The 25,729-nt window shown below is 67.3% G+C and carries 28 protein-coding genes; 16 read left to right on the plus strand and 12 right to left on the minus strand.

From position 1 onward, the window contains the following. Positions 1 to 71: 71 nt before the first annotated feature. The 9 genes from PV781_RS12005 to PV781_RS12045 form a co-directional block, all read right to left on the minus strand. Complete coding sequence (locus PV781_RS12005) at positions 72 to 806, minus strand: TerC family protein (RefSeq protein WP_209099083.1); 735 nt, start codon at positions 804 to 806, stop codon at positions 72 to 74. A gap of 170 nt (positions 807 to 976) precedes the next feature. Beyond that, the gene (locus PV781_RS12010) at positions 977 to 1,672 is read right to left on the minus strand and encodes a TerC family protein (protein WP_274775867.1); all 696 of its coding nucleotides are present in this window, start codon (positions 1,670 to 1,672) and stop codon (positions 977 to 979) included. Between the two features lie 395 nt (positions 1,673 to 2,067). After that, complete coding sequence (ndk, locus tag PV781_RS12015) at positions 2,068 to 2,490, minus strand: nucleoside-diphosphate kinase (RefSeq protein ID WP_209099085.1); 423 nt, start codon at positions 2,488 to 2,490, stop codon at positions 2,068 to 2,070. A gap of 128 nt (positions 2,491 to 2,618) precedes the next feature. Further along, positions 2,619 to 3,095 (minus strand): MaoC family dehydratase, encoded by a 477-nt coding sequence (locus tag PV781_RS12020; RefSeq protein ID WP_274775868.1) that lies wholly within the window; start codon positions 3,093 to 3,095, stop codon positions 2,619 to 2,621. Continuing rightward, on the minus strand, positions 3,092 to 3,556 hold the full coding sequence (locus PV781_RS12025; RefSeq protein ID WP_425532393.1) for a MaoC family dehydratase: 465 nt from the start codon (positions 3,554 to 3,556) through the stop codon (positions 3,092 to 3,094). The genes PV781_RS12020 and PV781_RS12025 overlap by 4 nt, the downstream gene beginning before the upstream one ends. Positions 3,557 to 3,638: 82 nt before the next feature. Beyond that, positions 3,639 to 4,736 (minus strand): redox-regulated ATPase YchF, encoded by a 1,098-nt coding sequence (ychF, locus tag PV781_RS12030; RefSeq protein WP_274775869.1) that lies wholly within the window; start codon positions 4,734 to 4,736, stop codon positions 3,639 to 3,641. Between the two features lie 151 nt (positions 4,737 to 4,887). Further along, on the minus strand, positions 4,888 to 5,496 hold the full coding sequence (pth, locus tag PV781_RS12035; protein ID WP_274775870.1) for an aminoacyl-tRNA hydrolase: 609 nt from the start codon (positions 5,494 to 5,496) through the stop codon (positions 4,888 to 4,890). Positions 5,497 to 5,520: 24 nt separating this feature from the next. After that, positions 5,521 to 6,123, minus strand: a complete 603-nt coding sequence (locus tag PV781_RS12040; RefSeq protein ID WP_274775871.1) for a 50S ribosomal protein L25/general stress protein Ctc — start codon at positions 6,121 to 6,123, stop codon at positions 5,521 to 5,523. Positions 6,124 to 6,300: 177 nt separating this feature from the next. Next, the gene (locus tag PV781_RS12045) at positions 6,301 to 6,426 is read right to left on the minus strand and encodes a hypothetical protein (RefSeq protein WP_256437020.1); all 126 of its coding nucleotides are present in this window, start codon (positions 6,424 to 6,426) and stop codon (positions 6,301 to 6,303) included. A 175-nt stretch (positions 6,427 to 6,601) separates the two neighbouring features. Here PV781_RS12045 and PV781_RS12050 point away from each other — a divergent pair, with 175 nt between their 5' ends. The 3 genes from PV781_RS12050 to PV781_RS12060 are packed head-to-tail and all read left to right on the plus strand — an operon-like array spanning position 6,602 to position 9,237. After that, a complete protein-coding gene (locus tag PV781_RS12050) occupies positions 6,602 to 7,606 on the plus strand; it encodes an ABC transporter substrate-binding protein (RefSeq protein WP_274775872.1) in 1,005 nt (334 codons plus the stop codon). 4 nt (positions 7,607 to 7,610) lie between these two features. Continuing rightward, positions 7,611 to 8,438, plus strand: a complete 828-nt coding sequence (locus PV781_RS12055; protein WP_274775873.1) for an ABC transporter ATP-binding protein — start codon at positions 7,611 to 7,613, stop codon at positions 8,436 to 8,438. Then, positions 8,419 to 9,237, plus strand: a complete 819-nt coding sequence (locus PV781_RS12060; RefSeq protein ID WP_274775874.1) for an ABC transporter permease — start codon at positions 8,419 to 8,421, stop codon at positions 9,235 to 9,237. The genes PV781_RS12055 and PV781_RS12060 overlap by 20 nt, the downstream gene beginning before the upstream one ends. Positions 9,238 to 9,244: 7 nt before the next feature. Here PV781_RS12060 and PV781_RS12065 read toward each other — a convergent pair whose 3' ends face one another. Further along, positions 9,245 to 11,419, minus strand: a complete 2,175-nt coding sequence (locus PV781_RS12065; protein WP_274775875.1) for a primosomal protein N' — start codon at positions 11,417 to 11,419, stop codon at positions 9,245 to 9,247. A gap of 151 nt (positions 11,420 to 11,570) precedes the next feature. Here PV781_RS12065 and obgE point away from each other — a divergent pair, with 151 nt between their 5' ends. From obgE to proB, 4 genes are all read left to right on the plus strand, one after another. After that, complete coding sequence (gene obgE, locus PV781_RS12070) at positions 11,571 to 12,608, plus strand: GTPase ObgE (RefSeq protein ID WP_274775876.1); 1,038 nt, start codon at positions 11,571 to 11,573, stop codon at positions 12,606 to 12,608. A 38-nt stretch (positions 12,609 to 12,646) separates the two neighbouring features. Next, on the plus strand, positions 12,647 to 12,934 hold the full coding sequence (locus PV781_RS12075; RefSeq protein ID WP_274775877.1) for a type II toxin-antitoxin system VapB family antitoxin: 288 nt from the start codon (positions 12,647 to 12,649) through the stop codon (positions 12,932 to 12,934). Beyond that, complete coding sequence (locus PV781_RS12080; RefSeq protein WP_274775878.1) at positions 12,931 to 13,320, plus strand: type II toxin-antitoxin system VapC family toxin; 390 nt, start codon at positions 12,931 to 12,933, stop codon at positions 13,318 to 13,320. Before PV781_RS12075 ends, PV781_RS12080 begins: the two co-directional genes overlap by 4 nt. A gap of 128 nt (positions 13,321 to 13,448) precedes the next feature. Then, on the plus strand, positions 13,449 to 14,579 hold the full coding sequence (proB, locus tag PV781_RS12085) for a glutamate 5-kinase (protein ID WP_274775879.1): 1,131 nt from the start codon (positions 13,449 to 13,451) through the stop codon (positions 14,577 to 14,579). A gap of 5 nt (positions 14,580 to 14,584) precedes the next feature. Here the strand turns inward: proB and PV781_RS12090 are convergent, their stop codons facing one another. Then, positions 14,585 to 15,433, minus strand: coding sequence for an FG-GAP repeat domain-containing protein (locus PV781_RS12090; protein WP_274775880.1), 849 nt, complete (start codon positions 15,431 to 15,433; stop codon positions 14,585 to 14,587). A gap of 215 nt (positions 15,434 to 15,648) precedes the next feature. Between PV781_RS12090 and PV781_RS12095 the strand changes: the two genes are divergently transcribed. From PV781_RS12095 to rlmH, 4 genes are all read left to right on the plus strand, one after another. Beyond that, positions 15,649 to 16,944, plus strand: coding sequence for a glutamate-5-semialdehyde dehydrogenase (locus PV781_RS12095; protein ID WP_274776153.1), 1,296 nt, complete (start codon positions 15,649 to 15,651; stop codon positions 16,942 to 16,944). Then, entirely contained in the window at positions 16,944 to 17,618 is a 675-nt protein-coding gene (locus PV781_RS12100) for a nicotinate-nucleotide adenylyltransferase (RefSeq protein ID WP_425532396.1), read from the plus strand. The genes PV781_RS12095 and PV781_RS12100 overlap by 1 nt, the downstream gene beginning before the upstream one ends. Positions 17,619 to 17,735: 117 nt before the next feature. Next, positions 17,736 to 18,116, plus strand: a complete 381-nt coding sequence (gene rsfS / locus PV781_RS12105) for a ribosome silencing factor (RefSeq protein WP_274776155.1) — start codon at positions 17,736 to 17,738, stop codon at positions 18,114 to 18,116. Positions 18,117 to 18,150: 34 nt separating this feature from the next. After that, positions 18,151 to 18,633: a 23S rRNA (pseudouridine(1915)-N(3))-methyltransferase RlmH gene (rlmH, locus tag PV781_RS12110; protein ID WP_274775881.1), complete on the plus strand. Its 483-nt coding sequence runs from the start codon at positions 18,151 to 18,153 to the stop codon at positions 18,631 to 18,633. 8 nt (positions 18,634 to 18,641) lie between these two features. Here the strand turns inward: rlmH and PV781_RS12115 are convergent, their stop codons facing one another. Beyond that, positions 18,642 to 19,358, minus strand: a complete 717-nt coding sequence (locus tag PV781_RS12115; RefSeq protein WP_274775882.1) for an SDR family oxidoreductase — start codon at positions 19,356 to 19,358, stop codon at positions 18,642 to 18,644. Between the two features lie 104 nt (positions 19,359 to 19,462). On the opposite strand from PV781_RS12115, the gene PV781_RS12120 reads away from it, so the two are divergent. The 5 genes from PV781_RS12120 (at position 19,463) to PV781_RS12140 (ending at position 25,706) form a co-directional block, all read left to right on the plus strand. Next, entirely contained in the window at positions 19,463 to 20,881 is a 1,419-nt protein-coding gene (locus PV781_RS12120; protein ID WP_274775883.1) for a murein hydrolase activator EnvC family protein, read from the plus strand. Further along, the gene (locus tag PV781_RS12125; RefSeq protein WP_274775884.1) at positions 20,878 to 22,224 is read left to right on the plus strand and encodes a S41 family peptidase; all 1,347 of its coding nucleotides are present in this window, start codon (positions 20,878 to 20,880) and stop codon (positions 22,222 to 22,224) included. Before PV781_RS12120 ends, PV781_RS12125 begins: the two co-directional genes overlap by 4 nt. 472 nt (positions 22,225 to 22,696) lie before the next feature. Continuing rightward, complete coding sequence (locus PV781_RS12130; protein WP_274776156.1) at positions 22,697 to 23,251, plus strand: F0F1 ATP synthase subunit delta; 555 nt, start codon at positions 22,697 to 22,699, stop codon at positions 23,249 to 23,251. Next, on the plus strand, positions 23,251 to 24,780 hold the full coding sequence (gene atpA, locus PV781_RS12135) for a F0F1 ATP synthase subunit alpha (RefSeq protein WP_274775885.1): 1,530 nt from the start codon (positions 23,251 to 23,253) through the stop codon (positions 24,778 to 24,780). The genes PV781_RS12130 and atpA overlap by 1 nt, the downstream gene beginning before the upstream one ends. A gap of 56 nt (positions 24,781 to 24,836) precedes the next feature. Next, positions 24,837 to 25,706 (plus strand): F0F1 ATP synthase subunit gamma, encoded by an 870-nt coding sequence (locus PV781_RS12140; protein WP_274775886.1) that lies wholly within the window; start codon positions 24,837 to 24,839, stop codon positions 25,704 to 25,706. The last annotated feature ends 23 nt before the right edge of the window (positions 25,707 to 25,729 follow it).

Below are 25,729 nucleotides of genomic sequence, written 5' to 3' on the forward strand. Positions count from 1 at the left end.
CGCGAAGCAACTCCTTCGCGCCTTTATAGCATCACCGCGCCGGTCCGGCGCGGGGATGTCGGGCCGCCAGATCAGGCGGCCTGCGCCCTGTGGCGAGACCGCAGCACATAGCCGATGGTCACCACCACGATGGCGCCGATGGTGCTCGCCAGGTAGTGGGGCAGGTCGGCCGGCTTGACGCCCGTGGGCGCCTCGGCATCCGCCTTGACCCAGGTCGGGTCGAAGCCCTGGAGCCACTGCAGGGACATCACGTCCGACACCAGCATCTCGCCGGCAATCCAGCCGAGCAGCGCCGCGCCCGCCCACACCAGGATGGGGAAGCGGGTGAGGAGGGCCATCACCAACTGCGAGCCGGCGATGATCAGCGGGATGGTCAGCAGAAGGCCGAAGATGAAGAGCTCGGGATGGCCGCGCGAGGCCGCAGCGATGGCCACCACATTGTCGAGGCTCATGACGGCGTCGGCGATGGCGATGGTGCGCACCGCCTTCCACAGGCTGTCGGAGGCTTCCACTTCATGGGCATCGCCCTCGCTGTCGGTCACCAGCTTGACGGCAATCCACAGCAGCAGCAGGCCGCCGACCACCTTCAGGAAGGGGACGCCCAGCAGGTAGGAGACCACGAGGGCAAAGATGATGCGCAGGCCAACCGCCGCGCCGGCGCCGAGCAGGATGCCCCACCGCCGTTGCTTCGCGGGCAGGGAGCGGCAGGCGAGCGCGATGACCACCGCATTGTCGCCGGAGAGCAGAAGGTCGATCCAGATGATCTGGAGCAGGGAAAGCCAGAAGGTGGGTGAACTGAAGTCCATGCTATGTCCTCGTGTGACGTGGCTCCCGCCAGGGACGGGGCGTGTCGACGACCTCAGGATGTTTCCGTGATAACGTAAGGTAACTCTTTATCTTCCGCTACGAGATTACCTTAGGGAACTTTGGGGGTAAAGAAAAAGGGGCGCTGACGCCCCTTTCCACGTCGCAGGCGCTAGGCCTGCTCCGCCTTGGCCTTGCGCAGCCGGCCGAGGGCATAGGAGGTCCCCACCACCAGCACGGCGGCAATGGCAGCGGCCGGATGGGCCCAATGCTCGGCCTTCTCCAGGCCGCCCATCAGATCCACGACCGCAGCGTCGGTCACGAGCATTTCGCCCGCCACCCAGCCGAGGAGTGCCGCGCCCGCCCAGACCAGCAGGGGGAAGCGATCCAGGATCGCCATCACCAGCGAACTGCCGGCCACGATCAGCGGAATGGAAATGGCGAGGCCGAGGATCAGCAGCAGCCAGTTGCCATTGGCGACAGCGGCCACCGCCACCACATTGTCGAGGCTCATGACGATGTCCGCCACCGCCACGGTGCCGACCGCCTTCCAGAGGTTGTCGCTGGCCTGGACATGGTCATCGCCGTCCTCGCCGGGCAGGGCGAGGTCCACGGCAATCCACATGAGGGCGAGGGAGCCCACCAGCTTCAGCCACGGCAAGGCCAGGAGGGTGGCCACGATGCCGGTAAAAAGGATGCGCAGCCCCACGGCGACGCCCGCCCCCATGACGATGCCCCATTTGCGGGCGCGGTCCGGAAGCTGGCGGCAGGCCATGGCGATGACCACGGCATTGTCGCCCGACAGCAGAATGTTGATCCAGATGATCTGAAGCAGCGCGAGCCAAAGCGCCGGTGAGTCAATCGACATCGTTCCCCGTTCCCTATGCGCGTGTCCTGAGGGCGTGTGCGTCTGGTGCGCCGTATTATGCATGCCCAAGCGGGAGGCTAATCGAGGCGCAGCGGGGTCTCAACCAAAACCGGTCAGGACGCCAAGTAAAAAGATGATGCGGTGCATCCAAGGCGAGAATTCGAGCCCGCCAGATCTTGCCGCACGTTGAGGAAACGGACGGTCTCCTCGCTATGGCCGTCCTGGGATCGCATCGGACGACGCACGGCCCCAGCCTCCGCACCCGCCCTTTGGACCACCTGAAATGAGAAGAGAACCCGCGCCCCGCATCGCTTTCGCGGCCGGGGCGCGGGCTCTGACCTGCCGTTGGCCCTGCCCGCAAGGCGAGCCGGGCCTGACCTTTCCTAAGGGAAGGATCAGCCGACGATCTCGTTGCCGGCGAAGAACTGAGCGATCTCCACCTGGGCATTCTCGACGCTGTCGGAGCCGTGGGCCGAATTGGCCTCAATGGATTCCGCGAACAGCTTGCGGATGGTGCCCTCGGCCGCGTTGGCCGGGTTGGTGGCGCCCATCACTTCGCGATACTTGGCGACTGCGTCCTCACCCTCGAGAACCTGCACCACCACCGGGCCGGAGGTCATGAAGGACACGAGATCCTTGAAGAAGGGACGCTCGCGATGCACGCCGTAGAAGGTCTCGGCCTGGGCCTGCGTCATCAGCACGCGCTTCTGCGCCACGATCCGGAGGCCGGCCTTTTCGATCACCGCATTGATCGCGCCGGTAAGATTGCGACGCGTCGCGTCGGGTTTGATGATCGAGAAGGTGCGCTCGATCGCCATGATGACCGTCCTGTCTGTAAATTCCAAGGAATGCCCGCGCCCATGCGCGGACGGGCGCTCTTAGCAGTCATGTCCCCCGGCGGCAAGCAGGGCAGGCGACCCGCCGCGCGGGTGGCCTGCCCCAAGGGTCAAGCGGGCTGACGCTGGAGGAAGACCATGCTCTCGAAATCGAACACCAGCGTGCCATCCTGGTTGGTGGCGCTGTTATAGGCGGAGAGCATGCCGAACTGGGGACGGGACTTGGAATTGGCCTTGCTGCGGGCCTCGGTGGCATAGGTCAGGGTATCGCCTGCATAGACCGGCCTCAGCCACCGCATCTTGCGGAAGCCGGGGGAGGGACCGAGCTCCGGTACGGGCAGGCCATTGGCGATGCGCTCCGCCACATGGCGCTCATTGAAGGCGACGAACAGCTTCATCCACACCGCCGCCGTCTGCCAGCCGGAGGCCACCAGCGCGCCGAAATGGGTGCGCTTGGCCGCTTCCGGGTCCAGGTGGAAGGGCTGGGGGTCATATTTGCGGGCGAACGCGATGATGTCGTCCTGTTCGAAGCGATAGGAGCCCAGCACCTCCCGTTCGCCGATTTCGATCTCGTCGAGGAACTTCATGCGAGGCGCGCTCCCGGGTTGCGGCGGGCGAACAGGATCACGCAGGTCTGCTCGCAGGCGACCGCGCCCTTGGCCTTCACCAGTTCCAGCTTGAAGGTCACGAGCCCCATGTCGGGGCGGCTCTTGGAGGTGCGGCTTTCCAGGACGGTGCGGCGCAGGCGTAATTCATCGTCCGGGAACACCGGTTCCCTCCAGCGCGTCTCCTCGATGCCCGGCGAGCCGAGCCCGGCGGCGCGGCTCAGGAAGCTGTCGAAGAGGAGGCGCATCATGATGGCGCAGGTGTGCCAGCCGGAGGCGGCCAGCCCGCCCAGCATGGAGGCCTTGCCGGCGGCGTCATCCAGATGCATGGGCTGCGGGTCATATTCCCGCGCGAATTCAAGAATTTCGTCGCGGGTGACGATGGTGGGGGCGGACGTCTTTACGTCGCCCTCCACAAGGTCTTCCCAATAAATGTCGGGCAACTGGGCCTCCCGGTTTCTCCCCTCGCGTCATTGGGGAGGAAGCCGGGGGGCGGGTCAAGGCGTCACGGTGTCGAGACGCGGCTCAGTTTGCGAAGCGGAAGTGCAGCACGTCGCCGTCCTGCACCACATAGTCCTTGCCTTCCAGACGCAGCCGCCCCGCTTCGCGGGCACCGGCCTCGCCCTTGTTCTGCACATAGTCCTGGAAGGCGATGGTCTCGGCGCGGATGAAGCCCTTCTCGAAATCCGAATGGATCACGCCGGCCGCCGCGGGCGCCCGCGTGCCGCGGGTGATGGTCCAGGCGCGGGCTTCCTTGGGGCCGACGGTGAAATAGGTGACGAGGTGCAGCAGGTCATAGCCGGCGCGGATGACGCGGTTGAGGCCCGGCTCCTCGAGCCCGATGGCGTCCAGATAGTCCTTCTGGTCGTCGGGAGGCAGGATGGCGATCTCGCTCTCGATCTTGGCGGAGACCACCACCGCCTTGGCGCCCTCGGCAGCCGCGCGGGCGAAAACGGCCGCCGACAGCGAGTTGCCGTCATGGGCGGACGCCTCTTCCACGTTGCACACATAGAGGACGGGCTTGGCGGTCATCAGGCCCAGCATGCCGAAGGCGCGCTCTTCCTCGGGCTTGCGCTCCACCAGGCGCGCGGGCTTGCCCTCGCGCAGCAGCACCAAGGCGCGCTGCATGAGGTCGAGGCTTTCCTTGGCTTCCTTGTCGCCGCCCTTGGCCTTCTTCTCCAGCGCGGTGGCGCGCTTTTCCAGGCTGTCCAGGTCCGCGAGCATCAGCTCGGTCTCGATGGTCTCGATGTCGTCCACGGGAGAGATCTTGCCCTCCACATGGGTCACGTCGCCATCCTCGAAGCAGCGCACCACATGGGCGATGGCGTCGCATTCGCGGATATTGGCCAGGAACTGGTTGCCCAGGCCTTCGCCCCGGGAGGCGCCCCGCACCAGGCCGGCAATGTCCACGAAGGTAAGGCGCGTGGGGATGATCTGGCCCGAGCCGGCGATGGCGGCCAGGGTGTCGAGGCGCGGATCCGGCACGGCCACTTCGCCCACATTGGGCTCGATGGTGCAGAAGGGATAGTTGGCCGCCTGCGCCGCCGCGGTCTGGGTGAGGGCATTAAAGAGCGTCGACTTGCCCACATTCGGCAGGCCGACAATGCCGCATTTGAAGCCCATGCTCTGCAATCTCTCAAGGACAGGAGGCCGGCGCGCGGCTCCGATGGACGACCGGAAGCGATGCGGCGGCGGGTTGGGGGCTCCCTATCACATCGCAAGCGGCGACGGGACAGGGGGATGGGGAAAAAGCATGCGAGGCGGGGCGCCGCCCTCAGTCCTTCGCGCCCAGCACCTTCTGCGCTCCGAAGCCCTGGGCTTCGAGGAAGAGGTGGGCGCGGTTCTGGAATTCCTCGGGCTTGCCGGCGGCGAACTGGTCGGCGAAGTCGGCACTGGCGGTGCACACCGCCTCCACCCAGGGACGCTCCGACTTGGCGAAGTCGTTCAGCACATAGGCATGCACGAGCGCCTTGTCGCCGGGATGGCCAATGCCGAGCCGCACCCGCCAATAGTCGTTGCCGCAAAGCGCTGTGATGGATTTCAGGCCGTTATGGCCGGCATTGCCGCCGCCCTTCTTCACCCGCACCTTGGCGGGGGGCAGGTCCAGCTCGTCATGGAAGACGAAGACCTTGTCGAGGGGGATCTTGTAGAAGCGCATGGCCTCGGCCACCGCGCGCCCGCTCTCGTTCATGAAGGTCTCGGGCAGAAGGGCGATGGCTTTCTCGCCGCCCATCTCACCCTCGCAGGCCGCGCCTTGGAAGCGCCGGCGCCAGGGGGAAAAGCGATGGCGGCGGACGATCGCGTCCACCGCCATGAAGCCGATATTATGCCGGTTGCCGGCATATTTCGGGCCGGGATTGCCGAGCCCCACCAGAAGGAGCATGGGTCAACTCCGGCCCGGTTCCACTCACGCGGTGGCGGCTGCGGCGGCTTCCTCGGACTCGAGGGCCGCGGGCGCCACGATGGTGGCGAGGGTGTCGTCGCCGTGCAGCGCAGACACCACGCCTTCGGGCAGCTTCACGCCGGACAGGTGGATGCTGTCGCCGATTTCAAGGCCGGTGACGTCCACATTGATGGCCTCGGGGATGGCTTCCGCCGGGGCGTCCAGGGTCACCGCGTGGTGCACGATGTTGAGCACGCCGCCCGCCTTCAGGCCCGGCGCGGCTTCCTGGTTGATGAAGTGCACGGGCACTTCGACGGTCACATGAGCGCCAGCGGAAACCCGCAGGAAGTCCACGTGCAGGGGCAGGTCCTTGACCACGTCCAGCTGGTAGTCACGCGGGATCACGCGCAGCTTCTTTCCGTCCACGTCGATGAGAAAGAGCGTGGTCAGGAAGTGGCCGGCATAGATCGTCCGGGTGATCTCCTTGTGGTCCAGGGAGATGGTGATGGGGTCCTGCTTCTCGCCGTAAATCACGGCGGGCACGCGTCCAGCGCGGCGCTCGGCACGGGCGGCCCCCTTGCCGGCCCGCGGGCGCGCCACAGCCTTCAGTTCCTTGATGGCGGTCATGGCACTTGTCCTAGGTTAAAGGGTTCTCTAACGGCCGACGGCCGCTCGCGCGGCCGTCCGGCTTTCGCCCGTGGCACGCCTCCAGGGGGGCGCATGCCTCGGCGAAGGCGCGCTTATAGCGTCCGATCCCTTCAATTGCAACGGCCGCACACCCGTCCGGGGGGCGGCGAGGGTCGACTATTGCGCGACCGGGCCGCCGCAGGTCTTGGGCGGGGTGTATTTGAACCAGTTGCCGCACTTGTCGCAGGAGGCGGCGCTGAGGCCGAGCGCAATCACGACGGCGATCCGAACCAAGCTGCGCACCGGCAAATCCCCTCACGCATTGAGGCCCGCAGGATAGGGGCAAACCGAGCTTATGAACATGGGGCGGTGTATCGGAAACAACAAAATTACATCGTTAATTATCTAAAAGCACAAAATAAATTGACTCTATCGATTTTATGGAAATTATCTCCGCAACCCGTCGCGGAGCCTTTTCATGCGCAAAGCCGTCCTTCTTGCCCTCGCCCTTCTCCTACCGCCCGCCGCCCTCGGAGCTCCGACACCGGCCCGTGCCGAGACCGGCCAGTTGCGGATCGCCCAGCAGTTCGGCATCGCCTATCTGCCGCTCATCGTCGCCAAGGAGAAAAAGCTCATCGAGGCGCGGGCGCTGGCGGACGGCGTTCCTGACCTGAAGGTGGAATGGCTGCGGCTCTCCGGTGCGGCGGCCATGAACGATTCGCTGATTTCCGGCGGTCTCGATCTCGCCACCGCCGGCATGGCGCCGGCCATCCTCACCTGGGACAAGACGCGCGGGAAGGTGGACATCTCGCTGGTGGCCTCCCTCGGCTCGATGCCCAATGTGCTCACCACCAACAATCCCAATGTGAAGACCATCAAGGACTTCACCGCCTCCGACCGGATCGCGCTGCCATCGGTGAAGGTGGGCTTCCAGCCCATCGTGCTGCAGATCGCCGTCGAGAAGGCGTTCGGCAAATACGACAAGCTGGACGACCTCACCGTCAGCCTGCCCCATCCCGATGCCACCGCCGCGCTTCTGTCCGGGACCGGGGGCATCACCGCCCACTTTACCGCGCCGCCCTTCTATGAGCAGCAGCTGGCGAGCGGGAAGGTGCACGAGGTGCTCAACAGCTATGACGTGCTGGGCGGGCCGCACACCTTCAACGTGGTCTATGCCACCAAGAAGTTCGTGACCGACAATCCCAAGGTCATCCAGGCCTTCGTCGAGGCCCTCGATGAAGCCAATGCCTGGATCAAGGCCAATCCGGCGGAGGCCGCCAAGCTCTATATCGCGGCCGAGACGTCCAAGCTGGACCCGGCTTTCGTGGAGAGCATCATCCGCGATCCGCAGATCAACTTCACCACCACGCCGGAGCGGGTCGAGGCTTTCGTGGACTTCGAGTACCGCGTCGGCCTCATCAAGCAGAAGCCGAGCTGGAAGGACCTGTTCCAGCCGGGCCTCCACGCCAAGAGCGGGAGCTGAGGCGGTGCACAGTCCATTAGGGGTCGGCGCGTCCAGCGCGGTGCCGCTCGCCGTGTCCGGTGTCACCTTGCGCTATCGTACCCAAGCCGGACTCGTCACGGCGGTGGAGGATGTCTCCTTCTCCATCGGCCGGGGCGAGCGGCTGGCGCTGCTGGGCCCCTCGGGCTGCGGCAAGTCGAGCCTGTTGCGGGCGGTGGGCGGCTTCCTGAAGCCGGAGGCGGGCACCATCCGTCTCAATGGTGCGCCGGTGCATGGCCCCGGCCCGGACCGGATGGTTGTGTTCCAGGAGTTCGACCAATTGATGCCGTGGCTGACGGTGGCGGGCAATGTGATGTTCGCGCTCCGCAAGGCCCGGCGCATGGGCAAGGATGAGACCCGGACGGTGGCCCTCGACTGGGTCAGGCGCGTGGGGCTCGGGCCGTTTGCCGATGCCTTTCCCCATACCTTGTCGGGCGGGATGAAGCAGCGGGTGGCGATCGCCCGAGCCTTTGCCGTGCAGCCCGCCATCCTGCTGATGGACGAGCCCTTCGCCGCCCTTGATGCCCTGTCCCGCCGGCGCATGCAGGACGAATTGCTGGCGCTGTGCGAGGAAACCGGCGCGACCGCCCTGTTCGTCACCCATGCCATCGAGGAAGCGGTGCATGTGGGCACGCGCATCCTGGTCCTGTCGCCCCATCCCGGCCGCATCGCCGCTGAATATGATGTGGCAGGGGAGGCGGGGCGTCGCGGCACGGCTCAGTTCGCCGCTCTCGAAGCGGAAATCCAGTCTCGCATCTTCGCCGGCCATGGGCCGCGCGAAGGGAAGGCCGATCATGTCCTCGCGCACGCTTGAAGTCGCTGCCCCAGCCGGGCGGGCACCCCTGGCCCTCGGCCCCGGGGCGCGGCAGGCTATTCTCCTGGTGGTGCTGGCCGCCATCTGGGAGGGCTATGCCCGCTCTCTCAACAATTCCCTGCTGCTGCCCAGCTTCTCCGAGACCCTCCAGGCCCTGGTGACGGCGACGCTGAACGGCGAATTGCCCGGGCGCACCGCGGCGTCCCTGTCCGTGCTGCTGTCGGGCTATGGCATCGGCATCGGGCTGGCGGCCCTCATCACCGGGCTCGCCGCCTTGAGCAGATGGGGCGAGAGCCTGCTGACCCTCCTCACCTCCATGTTCAATCCGCTCCCGGCCATCGCCCTGCTGCCCATCGCCTTGCTGTGGTTCGGCGTCGGCTCGTCGAGCCTCATTTTCGTGACCGTTCATGCGGTGCTCTGGCCGCTGGCCCTGTCGTGCCATGCGGGCTTCCGTTCGGTGCCGCAGACCTTGCGCATGGCCGGGCGAAACCTGGGCCTTGCCGGGCCGTCTTATGTCTTCACCTTGCTGGTGCCGGCGGCGCTGCCCTCCATCCTGTCCGGCCTGAGGCTGGGCTGGGCCTTTGCGTGGCGCACGCTCATTGCGGCCGAGATGGTGTTCGGCGCCAGTGCGCGCTCGGGTGGCCTCGGCTGGTTCATCTTCACCAACCGGGCGCAACTGGACACCGCCAATGTCTTTGCTGGCCTGCTGGCGGTGATCCTGATCGGCCTCGTGGTGGAAACCGTCATCTTCGCCACCCTGACCCGCCTCACCGTGCGGCGCTGGGGACAGGAGAGCTGAACCCGCATCAAAGGAAGGTCATCGGGTCCACATCGATGGCCACCTTCACATTGCCGGTGGGCTTGGGCGCCACGGCCCGCCAGGCGCGCAGATAGGCGGAAAGGTCGTAGCCGCGCGGCGAGCGGGCCAGCAGCCGCCAGCGATGCCGCCCGCGCAGGATGGCCAAAGGCGCCTCGGCAGGTCCGAGCACCCGCACGTCCCGGTCCCGGGGCGCGCTGGCCAGCAGCGCGCGGGCATGGGCTTCCGCTGCCTGGGCTTCGCTGGCCGAGACAATGAGGCTGGCGAGGCGTCCGAAGGGCGGCAGGTGGGCCTCTTCCCGCGCCGCAATCTCGTTTTCATAAAAGGCGGCGCGGTCGCCCTTGACCAGCGCCTGCATGACCGGGTGCTCGGGCATGTGGGTCTGGATGAAGCCGCGCCCTTCCGCCGCGCCGCGCCCCGCTCGCCCCGCCACTTGGTGCACCAGCTGGAAGGTGCGCTCGGCCGCGCGCGGGTCGCCATGGCCGAGGCCCACATCCGCATCCACCACCCCCACCAAGGCAAGGCCGGGGAAATTGTGGCCCTTGGCCACCAATTGGGTGCCGACGATGACGTCCACCTCGCCATTCGCCACCGCATCCAACTCCGCCCGCATGCGCTCGATGCCGCCGGTCAGGTCGGAGGAGAGCACCAGCGAGCGGGCATCGGGGAACAGAGCCGCCACCTCCTCTTGCAACCGCTCCACGCCGGGACCGCAGGGAATGAGGCTGTCCTTGGCCTGGCAACTGGGGCAGGTGTCCGGCACCGGGGCCTGGTAGCCGCAATGGTGGCAGGTGAGGCGGCGGCGGAAGCGGTGTTCCACCAGCCAGGCCGAGCAGGAGGGGCAGCGCATGCGATGCCCGCAGCTGCGGCACAAAGTGAGCGGGGCATAGCCGCGCCGATTCAGGAACAAGAGCGCCTGCCCGCCATCCTCCAGGGTTTGGTTGATCTCGCTTTCCAGGCGCGGGGCGATCCAGCGGCCGCGCGGCGGGCCCTCGCGCCTGAGATCGATGGGCGCAAGGCCCGGCACCTTGGCGCCGCCGAAGCGCTCCGGCAGAGGCAGCCGGCGATAGCGCCCGCGCCGTGCATTCACCTCGGTCTCGATGGAGGGCGTCGCGGACGTGAGCACGATGGGCGCCCCGGCAAGCCGCGCCCGCACCACCGCCATGTCGCGGGCGTGATAGGCAACGCCGTCATCCTGCTTGTAGGCGGGGTCGTGCTCCTCATCGACGATGATGAGGGCGAGGTCCTTGAAGGGCAGGAACAAGGCCGAGCGCGCGCCCGCCACCACCTGCGCCTCGCCCCGCGCCACCGCCGAGAGCAGGCGTGCCCGCCGGCGGGTGGAGACGCCCGAATGCCATTCCGCCGGCTTGACCCCGAAGCGGCGGGTGAAGCGATCGAGAAAGGCCTGGGTGAGGGCGATTTCCGGTAGCAGGATGAGGCATTGCCGTCCTTGCCGCACCGCCTCCGCCACGGCCTCGAAATAGACCTCGGTCTTGCCGGAGCCGGTGACGCCGTCCAGGAGATGGGGCGCGAAGGCGCGCGCCTCCACCGCGTCTTTCAGGATCTGCGCCACGCCCGCCTGCTCCGGGGAGAGGGTAGGGGCGGCGTGGTCGGGATCGGGGGGATAGGCGGCGGGCTCGGGCGGCAGGACGAGGGATTCCAGCACCCCTTCATCCACCAGCCCGTCCACCACGGAGGGCGAGACGCCCGCCTCCCGCGCCGCCTCGCTCTTGCCACGCACGAAGCCATCCGCCAGCAAAGCCAGCAGCTTCTCCCGCGCCGCCGAGCGGCGGACCGGGTCCTTGCCCGTGGGCCGCACGCCCACCCGCTCGCGCGCCTCGCCCGGGCTCTCCCCATGGCGCAGCGCCATGCGCAGCACCATGCCGCGGGGGGCAAGGGTATAGTCCGCCATCCAGTCGATGAGGCGCAGAAGGTCGGGCGGCAGCGGCTCATAGGCAAGCTTCGCCTTCACCGCCTTCAGCTTGGCCGAGGGCACCACTTGGCTCTCGCCCTTGCGCGGCCAGACGCAGCCGATCATGCCGCGTGAACCCAGCGGCACATGGACGACATCGCCGGGCGCAAGGTCCAGCCCGTCGGGGACGGCATAGGAATAGGGAGCATCGAGGCCGAGCGGGAGCAGGACATCGACGGTGCGGGCGCTCATGTTCCTCTTTTGATCCGGCGGCGGGAAAAGGTCAAAGGGGCGGGATGCCCGGTCCACTGTTGCAAACGGGTCGTCTGTCTTTGGCAAGCGGAAGGGCGGCCATGCGCAGGACACCCTTGCGTCGCGAGCCGCGCGCGTCTACCTCCAGGCCATGAAATTCCTCGATCAAGCCAAGGTCTATGTCCGGTCCGGAGACGGGGGCGCAGGGTGCGTCTCGTTCCGGCGCGAAAAGTTCATCGAGTTCGGCGGCCCCAATGGCGGGGACGGCGGGCGCGGCGGCGACGTATGGATCGAATGCGTCGACGGGCTCAACACGCTCATCGACTACCGCTACCAGCAGCACTTCAAGGCCAAGAAGGGCGAGCACGGCATGGGCGCCAACCGCACCGGCGCCAAGGGCGCCGACGTGGTGCTGAAAGTGCCCGCTGGCACCCAGATCCTGGACGAGGACGAGGAGACGGTGCTCGCCGACCTCACCGAGGTGGGCCAGAAGATCAAGCTGCTGGAAGGCGGCAATGGCGGCTTCGGCAACGCCTATTTCAAGACCTCCACCAACCAAGCCCCCCGCCGGGCCAATCCGGGCCTGGAAGGCCAGGAGCGTTGGATCTGGCTGCGGCTGAAGCTGATCGCCGATGCCGGCCTCGTCGGCCTGCCCAATGCCGGCAAGAGCACGTTCCTGGCCGCCACCACGGCGGCCAAGCCCAAGATCGCCGACTATCCCTTCACCACCTTGCATCCCGGCCTCGGCGTGGTGCGGGTGGACGGGCGCGAATTCGTGCTGGCCGACATTCCCGGCCTCATTGAGGGCGCCCACGAAGGGGTCGGCATTGGCGACCGGTTCCTGGCCCATATCGAGCGCTGCCGGGCGCTCCTCCATCTGGTGGACGGCACCAGCGAGCATGCGGGCAAGGCCTATAAGACCGTGCGCGCCGAGCTTGTCGCCTATGGGGCGGGGCTGGAGGACAAGCCGGAGATCGTGGCCCTGTCCAAGATCGACGCGCTCTCCCCCGAGCTGCTGAAGCAGCAGAAGGAGCGCCTCCAGCGCGCGGCGAAGAAGAAGCCGCTTTTGCTCTCCGCCCAGTCCGGCGCCGGCGTGGAAGCGGCGTTGCGCGCCCTTCTCTCCACGGTGGAGACCGCCCGCGCGGAAGAAGAGGCCGCCGCCCGGCCCAAGGCGGAATGGCGGCCGTGAGGCGCGTGTGCTAGCATCATTGCAAAGGTAGCTAGCAGATGGCGCGACAGCTCAATATCCGAAGCGACGAGGCTGTGGAGACGGCCAAGCGCTTGGCCAAGCGACATGGCCTCACGACCACGGAAGTGGTGGTACAGGCTCTGCGTCGACTGGAGCGCGCCGACCAATCGTCCGCCGACCAGCCGTCCGCCTACCAGATGACATCCGATCAAGTGGCACACTTCAATGCTCTTCTTCGGTTGTCCGAAGAGTCGGCCCGCCAAGCGCGTCCGGGCGCCACGTCCGACCATCGCGACATGTATGACGATAATGGTTTGCCCATTTGATCGCCCTGGACACATCCGCCATCGTGGCCATTGCCTTGGCGGAGGAGGAGCGCGATGCCTTCATTCGCGTCATTGCAATTCGCGGGGCTTTGGTCGGCGCTCCCACACTGCTGGAGACGCGTCTTGTGCTCTCTTCCCGTATCGCTGCACCTGACACCTTCCTTGAGGGTCTGATCGGGCAATCCGTTATTCACACCGTGGACTTTTCCCTCGATCACTGCCGCCTCGCGGCGACGGCCTTTGATCGGTTCGGCAAAGGGAGAGGGCACAAGGCTGGCCTCAACTTCGGCGATTGCCTCTCCTACGCGGTGGCCCAGGCGCGCGATGTGCCTTTGCTGTTCAAGGGCCAGGACTTCATCCATACCGACATCCGCCCCGCGCTCTGACGCGTTATGTGGCCGGGTGGTGTGCGCGATGGCCGCGCCTCCGCCTCCGGCCTGCGCATCCGCCCCTGTTCCTGACGCCTCGCTTGGAGTATCGAGACGGCCCCTGTTCCAGCCGTGAAGCCCCGACCGTGACCGCTCAGACGCCCGCCCTCACCGATTTCCGCCGCATCGTCATCAAGGTGGGGTCGGCCCTCCTGGTGGATTCCACCCGTGGGAAGGTGCGCCTGGCCTGGCTCTCCTCGCTGGTGGAGGACATTGGCGCGCTCCATGCCAAGGGCAAGGAGGTGATGGTGGTCTCCTCGGGCGCCATCGCGCTCGGGCGCACGGTGCTCGGCCTGCCGCGCGGCGTGCTGAAGCTGGAGGACAGCCAGGCGGCCGCCGCCGTCGGCCAGATCGCGCTTGCCCGCACCTGGGCCGAGGCGCTGGCCCATGAGGACATCACCGCCGGGCAGATCCTGCTGACGCTGGGCGACACCGAGGAGCGTCGCCGCTACCTGAACGCCCGCTCCACCTTGGCGCGGCTGATGGAGCACCGGGCGGTGCCGGTCATCAACGAGAACGACACGGTGGCCACGTCCGAGATCCGCTATGGCGACAATGACCGCCTCGCGGCCCGCGTCGCCACCATGGCGAGCGCCGATCTGCTGGTGCTGCTGTCCGACATTGATGGCCTCTACACCGCCCCGCCCGCCAACAATCCGAACGCCGAATTCCTGCCCGTGGTGCCCCGCATCACCGCCGAGATCGAGGCCATGGCCGGGGCGGCGGGTTCGGAACTGTCACGCGGCGGCATGCGCACCAAGATCGAGGCGGGCAAGATCGCCACTTCGGCGGGCACCCACATGGTGATCGCCTCTGGCCATCGGAAAAACCCGTTGCGGGCCATTACCGAGGGGGCGCGCTGCACGTGGTTCCTGACCGGCGCCACCCCCGCCCGCGCCCGCAAGGCCTGGATCGCCGGGGCGCTGGAGCCGCGCGGCGTGCTGCATCTGGACGAAGGGGCGGTGGCGGCCCTGCGGCGGGGGGCGAGCCTTCTGCCGGCGGGTGTCAAGCGCATCGAGGGCACGTTCGAGCGTGGCGACGCGGTGTTGCTGCGCGGGCCGGATGGGGCCGAGATCGGGCGCGGGCTGGTGGCCTATGACAGCGACCATGCGGATCGCATCATGGGGCGGGGCACCGATGAGATCGAGGCGCTGCTCGGCATTGTCGGTCGCGCCGAGATGATCCACCGCGACGACATGGTTGTCAGCGGAAAATAGCCGGCTCACTGATCCTTTTCATGCGGCGCGGGCACGCGCACAACGCCTCCACCGGCCAGACCTACATCCACCGCCGGGCGCCCCTTCTCCTGCGCCAGCGCGAAGTTCGAGGCGGCGGGGCGCGGCAGGGGCGCCTGACCGATCTGATGGGCGGTGCCGCGGAAGGAAATGAACACGAGGCTCCGACGGTCGCGCGAGGGCACCGCGAGGTCCGTGACTCCATCCCCGTCGAAGTCCGCTGCGGTCGAAAGGCCCTGCGCGGCTGAGCCGGCCACATGGTTGGAGACGCCCGGAAAGGTGGCGATCTCCTTCAGTTGTCCCTGGTCCAGCGTGTACACCCGGAGCAGGCCGACCACGTGGGGCTGCTGCACATAGGCGACGTCCAGCCGGCCATCTCCATTATAGTCGGCGATGGGAACCGGGTTGAGCCAGCGGTGCGGCGCGCCGGTGGAAGGGCTGTGCGCCACCATGCGCAACGTGTCTCCGGCGAGCGCGATCACCACAAGGTCGGTGCCCGTGCGACGGTTGCTGCGCACCAGGACAATCTCGTCCTGGCCGTCGCCGTCGAGGTCGGCAAGGCGGGGGATGCGATCCTCGAACACCTCGTCTTCCGGCAAGACGAGGCTCACCACATGCCCTTCGCGGGTGCGGACCACCAGCCGCGCCGCCTCCATGCGGGCGCCCAGGACGAAATGATCGTAGCGGCCCGTGGGATCGCTCAGCCAGGCCAGTGCGATATGTCCCGTGCCCGTGGCGACCACCGAGCCGGGCAAGGGCGCGCCTGCCTCACCGGCATGAGCGGGCGGCGGGAAGGCGAGGAGCAGGAACGCCAGAGCAAGAGCGGCGCGCGACATGATCAGGTCTCCTCCGCCAGGGCGTGGCGGATCGGGATGCTATGCGTGTCATACGCAGCTTCGCCGTCGGCCATTACACCAAGTGGAGGCCGCTCGGCGCCTGCGCCCCTGTCACGGGAGGTGAGGCGATGCTATGTGTGACCTCCCGCCGGGTCAGGCGGGCCAGAACATTACCCGTGAGCAAAGCCATGTCCGTCTCGTCCGCTGCCCGTGCGATGGTCCCCTCCCTTGAGGGGTCTGCCAAGCCGCCGGCGGACGTGAATGCCTATATGCTCGACCTCGGCCGCAAGGCGCGCTCTGCCGGCCGCATCCTCTCCGTGGCCCATGCGGACCAGAAGACCGCCGCTCTGAAGGCCGCCGCCGCCGCAATCCGCGCCGCCGCCCCCGCCATCCTGGAGGCCAATGCCCGGGACCTGGAGCGCGCCAAGGCGGATGGCATGAGTGCGGCCTTCCAGGATCGTCTGGCGCTCACGCCCGCGCGGGTGGAGGCCATCGCCGCCGGCGTGGACATGGTCGCGGCGCTGCCCGATCCGGTTGGCGCCGTCACCGAGAGCTGGACGCGGCCGAACGGCCTGATGATTGAGCGCGTGCGCACGCCGCTCGGCGTCATCGGCGTCATCTATGAAAGCCGCCCCAACGTGACGGCGGACGCGGCCGCCCTGTGCCTGCGTGCCGGAAATGCGGTGATCCTGCGCGGCGGGTCCGACAGCCTGAATTCCTCCGGCGCCATTCATGCGGCCTTCGTGCAGGGTCTGCGCGATGCGGGATTGCCCGAGGACGCGGTGCAGTTCGTGCCGTTTGCTGATCGCGCCGCCGTGGGCGCCATGCTGGCGGGGCTCGGCGGCAATCTGGACGTCATCGTGCCGCGTGGCGGCAAGGGCCTGGTGGGCCGGGTGCAGACTGAGGCGCGGGTGCCGGTTTTCGCGCATTTGGATGGCATCGTGCATGTCTATGTGCACGGGGCGGCGGATCTCGAAATGGCCAAGACCGTGCTCCTGAATGCCAAGATGCGGCGCACCGGCATTTGCGGCGCGGCGGAAACGCTGCTGGTGGACGAAGCCTGCGCCGCCACCCACCTCGCCCCGCTGGTGACCATGCTGCTGGATGCCGGCTGCGAGGTGCGCGGCGACGCGGCGGCCCAGGCGGTCGATCCCCGGGTGAAGCCGGCGGTGGAGGCCGACTGGGATACCGAATATGAGGACGCCATCATCTCCGCCAAGGTGATTGAGGGCATCGACGCGGCCATCGCCCATATCGAGGGGCATGGCTCGCACCACACGGATTCCATCATCACGGCGGACGCGGCGGCGGCGGCCAAGTTCCTCTCCGAGGTGGACTCGGCCATCGTGGTGCACAATGCCTCCACCCAGTTCGCCGATGGCGGCGAGTTCGGGTTCGGCGCCGAAATCGGGATTGCCACCGGCCGTATGCATGCGCGCGGCCCGGTGGGCGCCGAGCAACTCACCACTTTCAAGTATCGCGTGCACGGCACCGGCCAGACCCGTCCGTGATGCGGGGAGGGCGGCTCGTGCGGGTGACGCAGGCGGAGGCCGAGCGGCTGCCCATGGCCGTGCCCGGCCTGAGGGTGGGGCTGTTCGGCGGCACCTTCAATCCCGCCCATGAGGCGCACCGGGCGGCGAGCCTTCTGGCCTTGCGGCGGCTGGGGCTGGACCGCATCTGGTGGCTGGTGACGCCGGGCAATCCCTTGAAGGACAATCACCGTTTGCCCGCGCTTGCCGCCCGGGTGGCGGCGGCGCGCCAGGTGGCGCGCCATCCGCTCATCGATGTGACCGGCGGCGAGGCCATGCTGGGCACCCGCTACAGCTGCGAGACGGTGGCGCGCCTGAAGCGGCGCATGCCGCGCCTGCGCTTCGTGTGGATCATGGGGGCGGACAATCTCGCCTCCTTCCACAAGTGGCAGAGCTGGCGGGAGCTGGCCGATCTCGTGCCCATTGCGGTGGTGGATCGCATGGGCTCCTCGCTCGCGGCGACCGCCTCCATTGCCGGCCGGGCGCTGGCCAAATATCGCATTGATGAAAGCGACGCGGCCATCCTGCCGACCCTCTCCGCGCCGGCCTGGGTGTTCCTGCACGGCATGAAATCCCCCGTCTCCTCCACGCGCATTCGCGCTGCACAAGAGGCAGCGGAACCGGGCGGCATCGGAGAGGGAACGCGAAATCCTTGATGTTTGCTGGATTTTAAGGCATTGTTAGCGGTGCGGCTCCAGGGATCGGCTTCGTCGGTTCCCAGGGGGCCGTTGATTTGATCGAGAGGATCTGGACCCCTGTCAACGACGGCTCTTCTGGCGGCCGCCCCCAACCCGGCGCCCGCTTCAGTCTCCGAAGCGCAGCTTGATGCGGAGGAGATTCTCGCCTTCGTCACTGCCAGCCTCGATGACGACAAGTCGGAAGACATCGTCTCCATCGACCTGCGGGGCAAGACATCCATCGCCGATTACATGGTGATCGCGTCCGGCCGCTCGCAGCGGCATGTGGGCGCCATCGCCGATCACCTGATCGAGGGCCTCAAGGCCAAGGGCGTGCGCAATGTGCGCGTCGAGGGCCAGCCGGCTTGCGATTGGGTGCTGATCGACGCGGGCGACGTGATCATCCACGTCTTCCAGCCGGAAGTCCGCAGCTTCTACAATATCGAGAAGATGTGGTCCGGCACCGCGCGCGCCTGAGCGTTCGACGGCCGCGCCGCGCGGAGGAGGTGCGGTGCGCCTTCAGCTTGTCTGTGTCGGCCGCCTGAAGGCAGGCGCCGAGCGGGAATTGGTCGGCCGCTATCTGGATCGGGCGAAGGCCTCCGGCCGCGCGCTGGGGCTGGCCGGCTTCGAGGTGGCCGAACTCTCCGAATCCGCCGCCCGCCGGGCGGAAGACCGCATGGCCGAGGAAGGCGGGGCGATCTTGAGCGCGCTTGCCCAGGGTGCCCGCATCGTGGCGCTGGATCCGCGCGGCAAGCCCCTGACCAGCGAAGACTTTTCCACTCGTATCGCCACTGTGCGCGATGCCGGCGCGCCGGCCATGGCCTTTGTCATTGGCGGGGCGGATGGCTTGAGCCCGTCCGTGCGCGACAAGGCCGACCTGCTGCTCGCGTTCGGTGCCGCCACCTTTCCCCATCAATTGGTGCGCGTCATGCTGGCCGAGCAACTCTATCGCGCCACCACCATCCTTTCGGGGCATCCCTATCACCGGGCGTGAGGGGATGCTCACCGTCCCGGCAGGCTGGCGCCGCCATCGACGCCGATGACCTGACCGGTGATGAAGCTGGCATCGTCCGAGAGTAGGAAGGCGATGGCCGCCGCCACTTCATAAGGCTCGCCCACGCGCCCCATGGGCACGGCCCGCAGCGCCCGCGCCTCCGATTCGCTGCCCGGCGGGCGGGCGGTGCGAAACAATTCCGTTCCGATGGGGCCAGGGGCCACTGCGTTGCAGGTAATGCCGAAGGGCGCCAGTTCCAGCGCCCAGGTGCCGGTGCAGCCCATGAGCGCCGCCTTGGCGGCGGAATAGGCGGTGCGGTCGATGCTGCCATGCATGGCGCGGCTCACCACATTGACGATGCGGCCCTGGCGACGCGCCTTCAGCCCCTCGACGAAGAACTGCGTGACCTGCACCGCCGCCCGCAGATTGAGGTCCAGGACCGTCTGGAACGTGGCAAGGTCCACCGCGCCGAACGGCTGGGGCATGACCGCGCCCACATTGTTGACGATGCCAGAGACCGTGAAGCGCGCGGCGACCTCCTCCAGGGCGGCGGCGGTGGCCTGGATGTCCGAGAGGTCGCAGGAAAGGAGCGTGCCGGGAAAGGGCACGTCCTCCACGGCGCGGGCGAGGCCGACCACGGTTCGCCCCTCTGCGGAAAGACGCCGGGCGGTGGCGAGGCCGATGCCCTTGGAGGCACCGGTGATGAGAATGGCGGTGTCGTCCATGGCGTTCCTCCGCCGGCGGTGGCGCCGGGCGCACCCTTGTGGGGCCGGCTTTCTGCCGGTCATGGTTTACGTCTCCTAAACCCGCACCGGTTAAGACTGCGTTCATGACCGCTCGTTCGCGCCGGCACGCTCGCATCCTGACGCTCGGGGGCCTCGCCCTTGCGGGCGCCGGCCTGCTACCGGCCGTTCTCGCGGCGCAGACCAGCCCGCAGACCGCGCCCCCCGCCGCGACGCGCCCGGCACCGCCATCGGCCTCTCCCTCTCCCTCTCCCTCTCCCTCTCCCTTGCCCTTGCCCAAGCCCCGCCCGGGCGGACGGGCCAATCTGGGCGCGGCCGATCTTGATACCGAGGCCATACGCGCGGAGATCGCCCGCAACACCAGCTTTCAGGCGACCCTGCGGCAGGATCTGGAGGCCGCCCGGACCGATCGCGGCCGGCTCAACCGGCTCTTGGTGGACGCCACCACGCGCATCCGCACGGTCGAGCAGCAATTGATCGACCTGGAGCCGCGCCTCGCTGCCCTCGACCGCTCCGCCGCCGACCTGCGCCAATCGCTCGCCCAGCGGCGCGACCTGCTGGCGGAGGTCTTGGCCGCTTTGGTGCGCATGGGGCGCAATCCGCCCCCGGCTCTGCTCATGCGGCCGGACGATGCGCTCGATTCGGTCCGCTCGGCCATTCTTCTGGGAGCGCTGCTGCCGGAATTGCGGGTGGAGGCGGAGACGCTGGCCGCCGACTTGACCGAATTGTCCCGCGTCCGAACGGAAATGGTCTCCGCCCAGGAGGCCCTGAAAGGTCTGCGGACCGCATTGGAAGAGGATCGCGTGCGCATCGGCGCCTTGGTGGAGGAGCGCCAGAAGCGCGAAGCCGAGGCCCAGCCGACGCAGCCGGGGGACCGGGCGCAGGCCGAGCTGGTGGCGCGGAACACGCCCGACGTGCACGATCTCGTGACAAGGCTGGAAACGGAAGTGGCCCCGGCGTCCCGTGCGGCCGATGCCGCCAAGGCCGGGACGGGCGCTTCCCCGAAGGAGGGGCCGCCCGGAACAACCGAGCTTGCCGCCCTCTCCAACCCCGCGCGCCTGTCTCCGGCCATGCCCTTCGCGCAGGCTAAAGGCTTGCTGCCGCTACCGGTCGCGGGGGTTCGGGTGCGTGAGTTTGGCGCCCAGGACGCGGCCGGCGTCACCGAGAAGGGCATGACGCTCGCCACCCGCGCCGGCGCCCAGGTGGCCTCTCCCGTGGATGGCTGGGTGGTCTATGCGGGACCCTTCCGCAGTTACGGGCAACTCTTGATCATCAATGCCGGCGGCGGGTACCATATCTTGATGGCGGGGATGGAGCGGATTTCCGTCGATCTCGGCCAATTCGTCCTGACGGGGGAGCCGGTCGCGGTGATGGGCGGCGGATCACGATCTGCCGGTTCAGCCTCGGGACAGCCGCAATTGTATGTCGAGTTCCGAAAAGACGGAGTCTCGATCGACCCCGCCCCATGGTGGGCGGCAACGGACAGTCAGAAGGTGCGCGGATGATGCGTCGTACGTCTTTCTTTGTTGTCGGCGTCGCGGCCGGCGCCTTGGGGGCGGTTCTCGCCACCCAGCCGGGCATGCTGTCCAGCATGGCGGCGCAGGCGGCATCGTCCGACACCTACCGCCAGTTGAACCTCTTCGGTGACGTGTTCGAGAAGGTCCGCTCCGATTATGTCGAGAAGCCGGACGACGCCAAGCTGGTGGAAGCGGCCATCAACGGCATGCTCGCCGGCCTCGACCCCCATTCATCCTACATGGACGCGAAGAGCTTCCGCGACATGCAGGTGCAGACGCGCGGCGAGTTTGGCGGCCTCGGCATCGAGGTCACCATGGAGGATGGCCTCGTGAAGGTTATCTCGCCCATCGACGACACTCCGGCCTCCAAGGCGGGCGTGCAGGCCGGCGACATCATCACCAAGCTCGACGGCGAGCAGGTGCAGGGCATGACCCTGAACCAGGCGGTGGAGAAGATGCGCGGCGCGGTCAACACGCCCATCACCCTCACGGTGGTGCGCAAAGGCCAGGACAAGCCGATCGAGATCAAGGTGGTTCGCGACACCATCCGGATCAAGTCGGTGCGCTCGCGCATCGAGAATGGCGACATCGCCTATCTGCGCGTGACCTCGTTCAACGAGCAGACCTACGACAACCTGAAGAAGGCGGTCGAGGACCTGACCGCCCAGATCGGCCCCGACAAGATCAAGGGCTACATCCTCGACCTGCGCAACAATCCAGGCGGACTGCTGGACCAGGCGATTGCGGTGTCCGATGCGTTCCTGGACCGGGGCGAGATCGTCTCCACCCGCGGGCGCAACGCGGATGAGACCCAGCGCTTCAATGCGCGGGGCGGCGACCTGACCAAGGGCAAGCCCATCATCGTGCTGACCAATGGCGGCTCGGCCTCGGCCTCCGAGATCGTGGCCGGCGCCTTGCAGGACCATAAGCGCGCAACCATTCTGGGCTCGCGGTCCTTCGGCAAGGGCTCGGTGCAGACCATCATCCCGCTCGGCGGCAACGGTGCCCTGCGCCTGACCACCGCGCGCTACTACACGCCCTCGGGCCGCTCCATCCAGGCCAAGGGCATCGAGCCGGACATCGTCCTGATCCAGGACCTGCCCGACGAGCAGAAGGCCAAGATCGCCGCGGCCGGCGGGGACACCACCCGCGGCGAAGCCTCGCTGAAGGGCCATCTGAAGAACGGCGACGACGAACAGGCGGGCTCGCCCTCCTACGTGCCGCCGGATCCCAAGGACGACACCCAGCTCAAGATGGCGGTGGAGTTGCTGGAAGGCACCACCAAGAACGCGGCCTTCCCGCCCAACCCGAAGAGCTCCGTCGCCAACTGATCGGCGCTCGCTTCTGAAAAAATGGCCCGTCGGGGATACCCGGCGGGCTCTTTTTATTTTTGCGGCCGTCTTCTTTCGATCGAGATCAATGCGGCTGCGGCGCCATGGGTGGCGAATCGACGGTTTTCGCGCGCTTCCACGCCTGGCTTGCGCGAGGCGCGCCAGAAACGGCTTGATCACAGGAAAATCGGCGCCTGTGACGCTGCGGCATGTGGGCTGCCGGCGCCCGATTTGTGCCCCAGCGTCAGCAAAAAATGCGGCTTTGCGGCCTCCGGTGCGGCAATGCGGCACGAATGTGGGGGATCGGTCATGTTGCCGCGTCGCAAAGCCTGTGTTAGGCAACCCCCGCAAATCGGGAACCGGCCCTGCCGTGTTTCCGGGGGCTCACATCGATATTCCCAACAGATCAAGGATTTGGGCCTTGGATGGCGTGCTGGGCGCCGTCGGGCCGCAAGATCCGAGAGAGGCGCGGGTGGCGGAGACGATCGTGTCAGGCATGGCGGGGCGCTATGCGACCGCACTGTTCGAACTGGCTGATGAGGCCGGGTCCATCGACGCCGTGAAGGCGGATCTCGACACCCTGGGGGCACTCATCCAGGACAGCCCGGATTTTGCGCGGCTGGTTCGCAGTCCGGTCTTCACGGCCGACGAGCAGCTCAAGGCTGTGGTCGCGGTGCTGGAGAAGCTGGGCATCGGCGGTCTCGCCGGAAATTTCGTGAAGCTCGCGGCGCAGAATCGTCGCCTGTTCGCGCTTCCCGCCATGGTCTCGGCCTATGGCGCGCTGGTCGCCGCCCGCCGGGGCGAGGTGACCGCGCAGGTCACCGCCGCCGAGCCCCTGAGCGACACCCATATTGCCGCGCTGAAGGCAGCGCTGGCTGAAAAGACCGGCAAGGACGTGAGCCTCGACGTGACCGTCGATCCGTCCATCCTCGGTGGTCTGATCGTGAAGCTCGGCTCACGCATGGTCGACGCTTCTCTCAAGACCAAACTCAATTCTATCCGGCATGCGATGAAAGAGGTCCGCTGATGGACATTCGAGCCGCTGAAATTTCTGCCATCCTGAAAGAGCAGATCCAGAATTTCGGCCAGGAGGCGGAAGTCTCGGAGGTCGGTCAGGTTCTCTCCGTCGGCGACGGCATTGCCCGCGTCTATGGCCTCGACAATGTCCAGGCCGGCGAGATGGTCGAGTTCGAGAACGGCACGCGCGGCATGGCGCTGAACCTCGAAATCGACAATGTCGGTATCGTGATCTTCGGCTCCGACCGTGAGATCAAGGAAGGCCAGACCGTCAAGCGCACCGGCGCCATCGTGGACGTACCGGTGGGCAAGGGCCTGCTCGGCCGCGTCGTCGACGCGCTCGGCAACCCGATCGACGGCAAGGGCCCCATCATGTTCGAGACGCGCCGCCGCGTCGACGTGAAGGCCCCGGGCATCATTCCCCGCAAGTCCGTGCACGAGCCCATGCAGACCGGCCTCAAGGCGATCGACGCCCTGATCCCGATCGGCCGCGGCCAGCGCGAGCTCATCATCGGCGACCGCCAGACCGGCAAGACCGCCGTGGCGCTCGACGCCATTCTCAACCAGAAGCCCATCAACCAGGGCACGGACGAGAAGGCCAAGCTCTATTGCGTGTACGTCGCGGTGGGCCAGAAGCGCTCCACCGTCGCCCAGTTCGTGAAGGTGCTGGAAGAGCAGGGCGCGCTGGAATATTCCATCGTCGTCGCCGCCACCGCCTCCGACGCGGCCCCCATGCAGTTCCTGGCGCCGTTCGCCGGCACCGCCATGGGCGAGTATTTCCGCGACAACGGCATGCACGCGCTCATCATCCATGACGACCTGTCCAAGCAGGCGGTCGCCTATCGCCAGATGTCGCTGCTGCTGCGCCGTCCTCCGGGCCGCGAGGCCTATCCCGGCGACGTGTTCTATCTGCACTCCCGCCTGCTCGAGCGCGCCGCCAAGCTCAATGACGAGAACGGCGCCGGCTCCCTGACCGCCCTGCCGGTCATCGAGACCCAGGCGAACGACGTGTCGGCCTATATCCCGACCAACGTCATCTCCATCACCGACGGCCAGATCTTCCTGGAGTCGGACCTGTTCTACCAGGGCATCCGCCCGGCGGTGAACGTCGGCCTGTCCGTGTCGCGCGTGGGCTCCTCGGCCCAGATCAAGGCGATGAAGCAGGTGGCGGGCAAGATCAAGGGCGAGCTGGCCCAGTATCGCGAGCTGGCGGCCTTCGCCCAGTTCGGCTCCGACCTCGACGCCGCCACCCAGAAGCTGCTGAACCGCGGCGCCCGCCTCACCGAGCTTCTCAAGCAGGGCCAGTTCTCCCCGCTGAAGGTCGAGGAGCAGGTGGTGGTGATCTTCGCCGGCACCAACGGCTATCTGGACGCCCTGCCGGTGAGCAAGGTGCGCGAGTTCGAGCAGGGTCTCCTGCTGGCCCTGCGCTCCCAGCACCCCGAAATCCTCGACGCCATCCGCACCTCCAAGGAGCTCTCCAAGGACACCCAGGAGAAGCTGGTGAAGGCCCTCGACGCCTTCTCCAAGAGCTTCGCCTGAGCCCTGACGGACGCTCTACGGCTTCCGATGGAAAGTGACGCAAAGGGACGGGTGCGATGGCGAGCCTGAAAGACCTAAGAAACCGCATCGCCTCGGTGAAGGCGACGCAGAAGATCACCAAGGCGATGCAGATGGTCGCCGCGGCGAAGCTGCGTCGCGCCCAGATGGCGGCGGAAGCCGCCCGCCCGTTCGCGGAGCGTATGGATGCGGTCCTCGGCAACCTGGCCGGGGGCATGACCACCAGTGCGGATACCCCGCTCCTGCTCTCGGGCACCGGTTCCGACCAGCGGCACCTGCTGCTGGTCTGCACCGGCGAGCGCGGCCTGTGCGGTGCCTTCAACACCTCCATCGTGCGCCTGGCGCGCGAGCGGGCGCAGTCGCTGATGGCGCAGGGCAAGGACGTCAAGTTCTTCTGCGTCGGCCGCAAGGGCTATGACCAGATCCGCCGCCAGTTCCCCAACCAGATCGTCGAGCTGGTGGACCTGCGTGCGGTGCGGACCTTGAGCTTCACCAACGCCCAGGACATCGCCCACAAGGTGATCGCCCTGTTCGAGCAGGGCAGCTTCGACGTCTGCACCCTGTTCTATTCCAACTTCAAGTCGGTGATCGCCCAGATCCCCACGGCCCAGCAGATCATTCCCGCCACCTTCGAAGCGAAGGCCGGCGAGGCAGTGATCTATGATTATGAGCCCGAGGAAAGCGAGATCCTGGCGGACCTCCTGCCCCGCAACATCGCGGTCCAGGTCTTCCGCGCTTTGCTTGAGAATCAGGCCTCCTTCTACGGCGCCCAGATGAGCGCCATGGACAATGCGACCCGCAATGCGGGCGACATGATCAAGAAGCAGACGCTGGTCTACAACCGGACCCGTCAGGCCATGATCACGAAGGAACTCATCGAAATCATCTCCGGCGCCGAAGCGCTCTGACGGCAGCGGGACGAGGATAAAGG

It is taken from the genome of Aquabacter sediminis, from assembly GCF_028863665.1.
Classification (GTDB): domain Bacteria; phylum Pseudomonadota; class Alphaproteobacteria; order Rhizobiales; family Xanthobacteraceae; genus L1I39.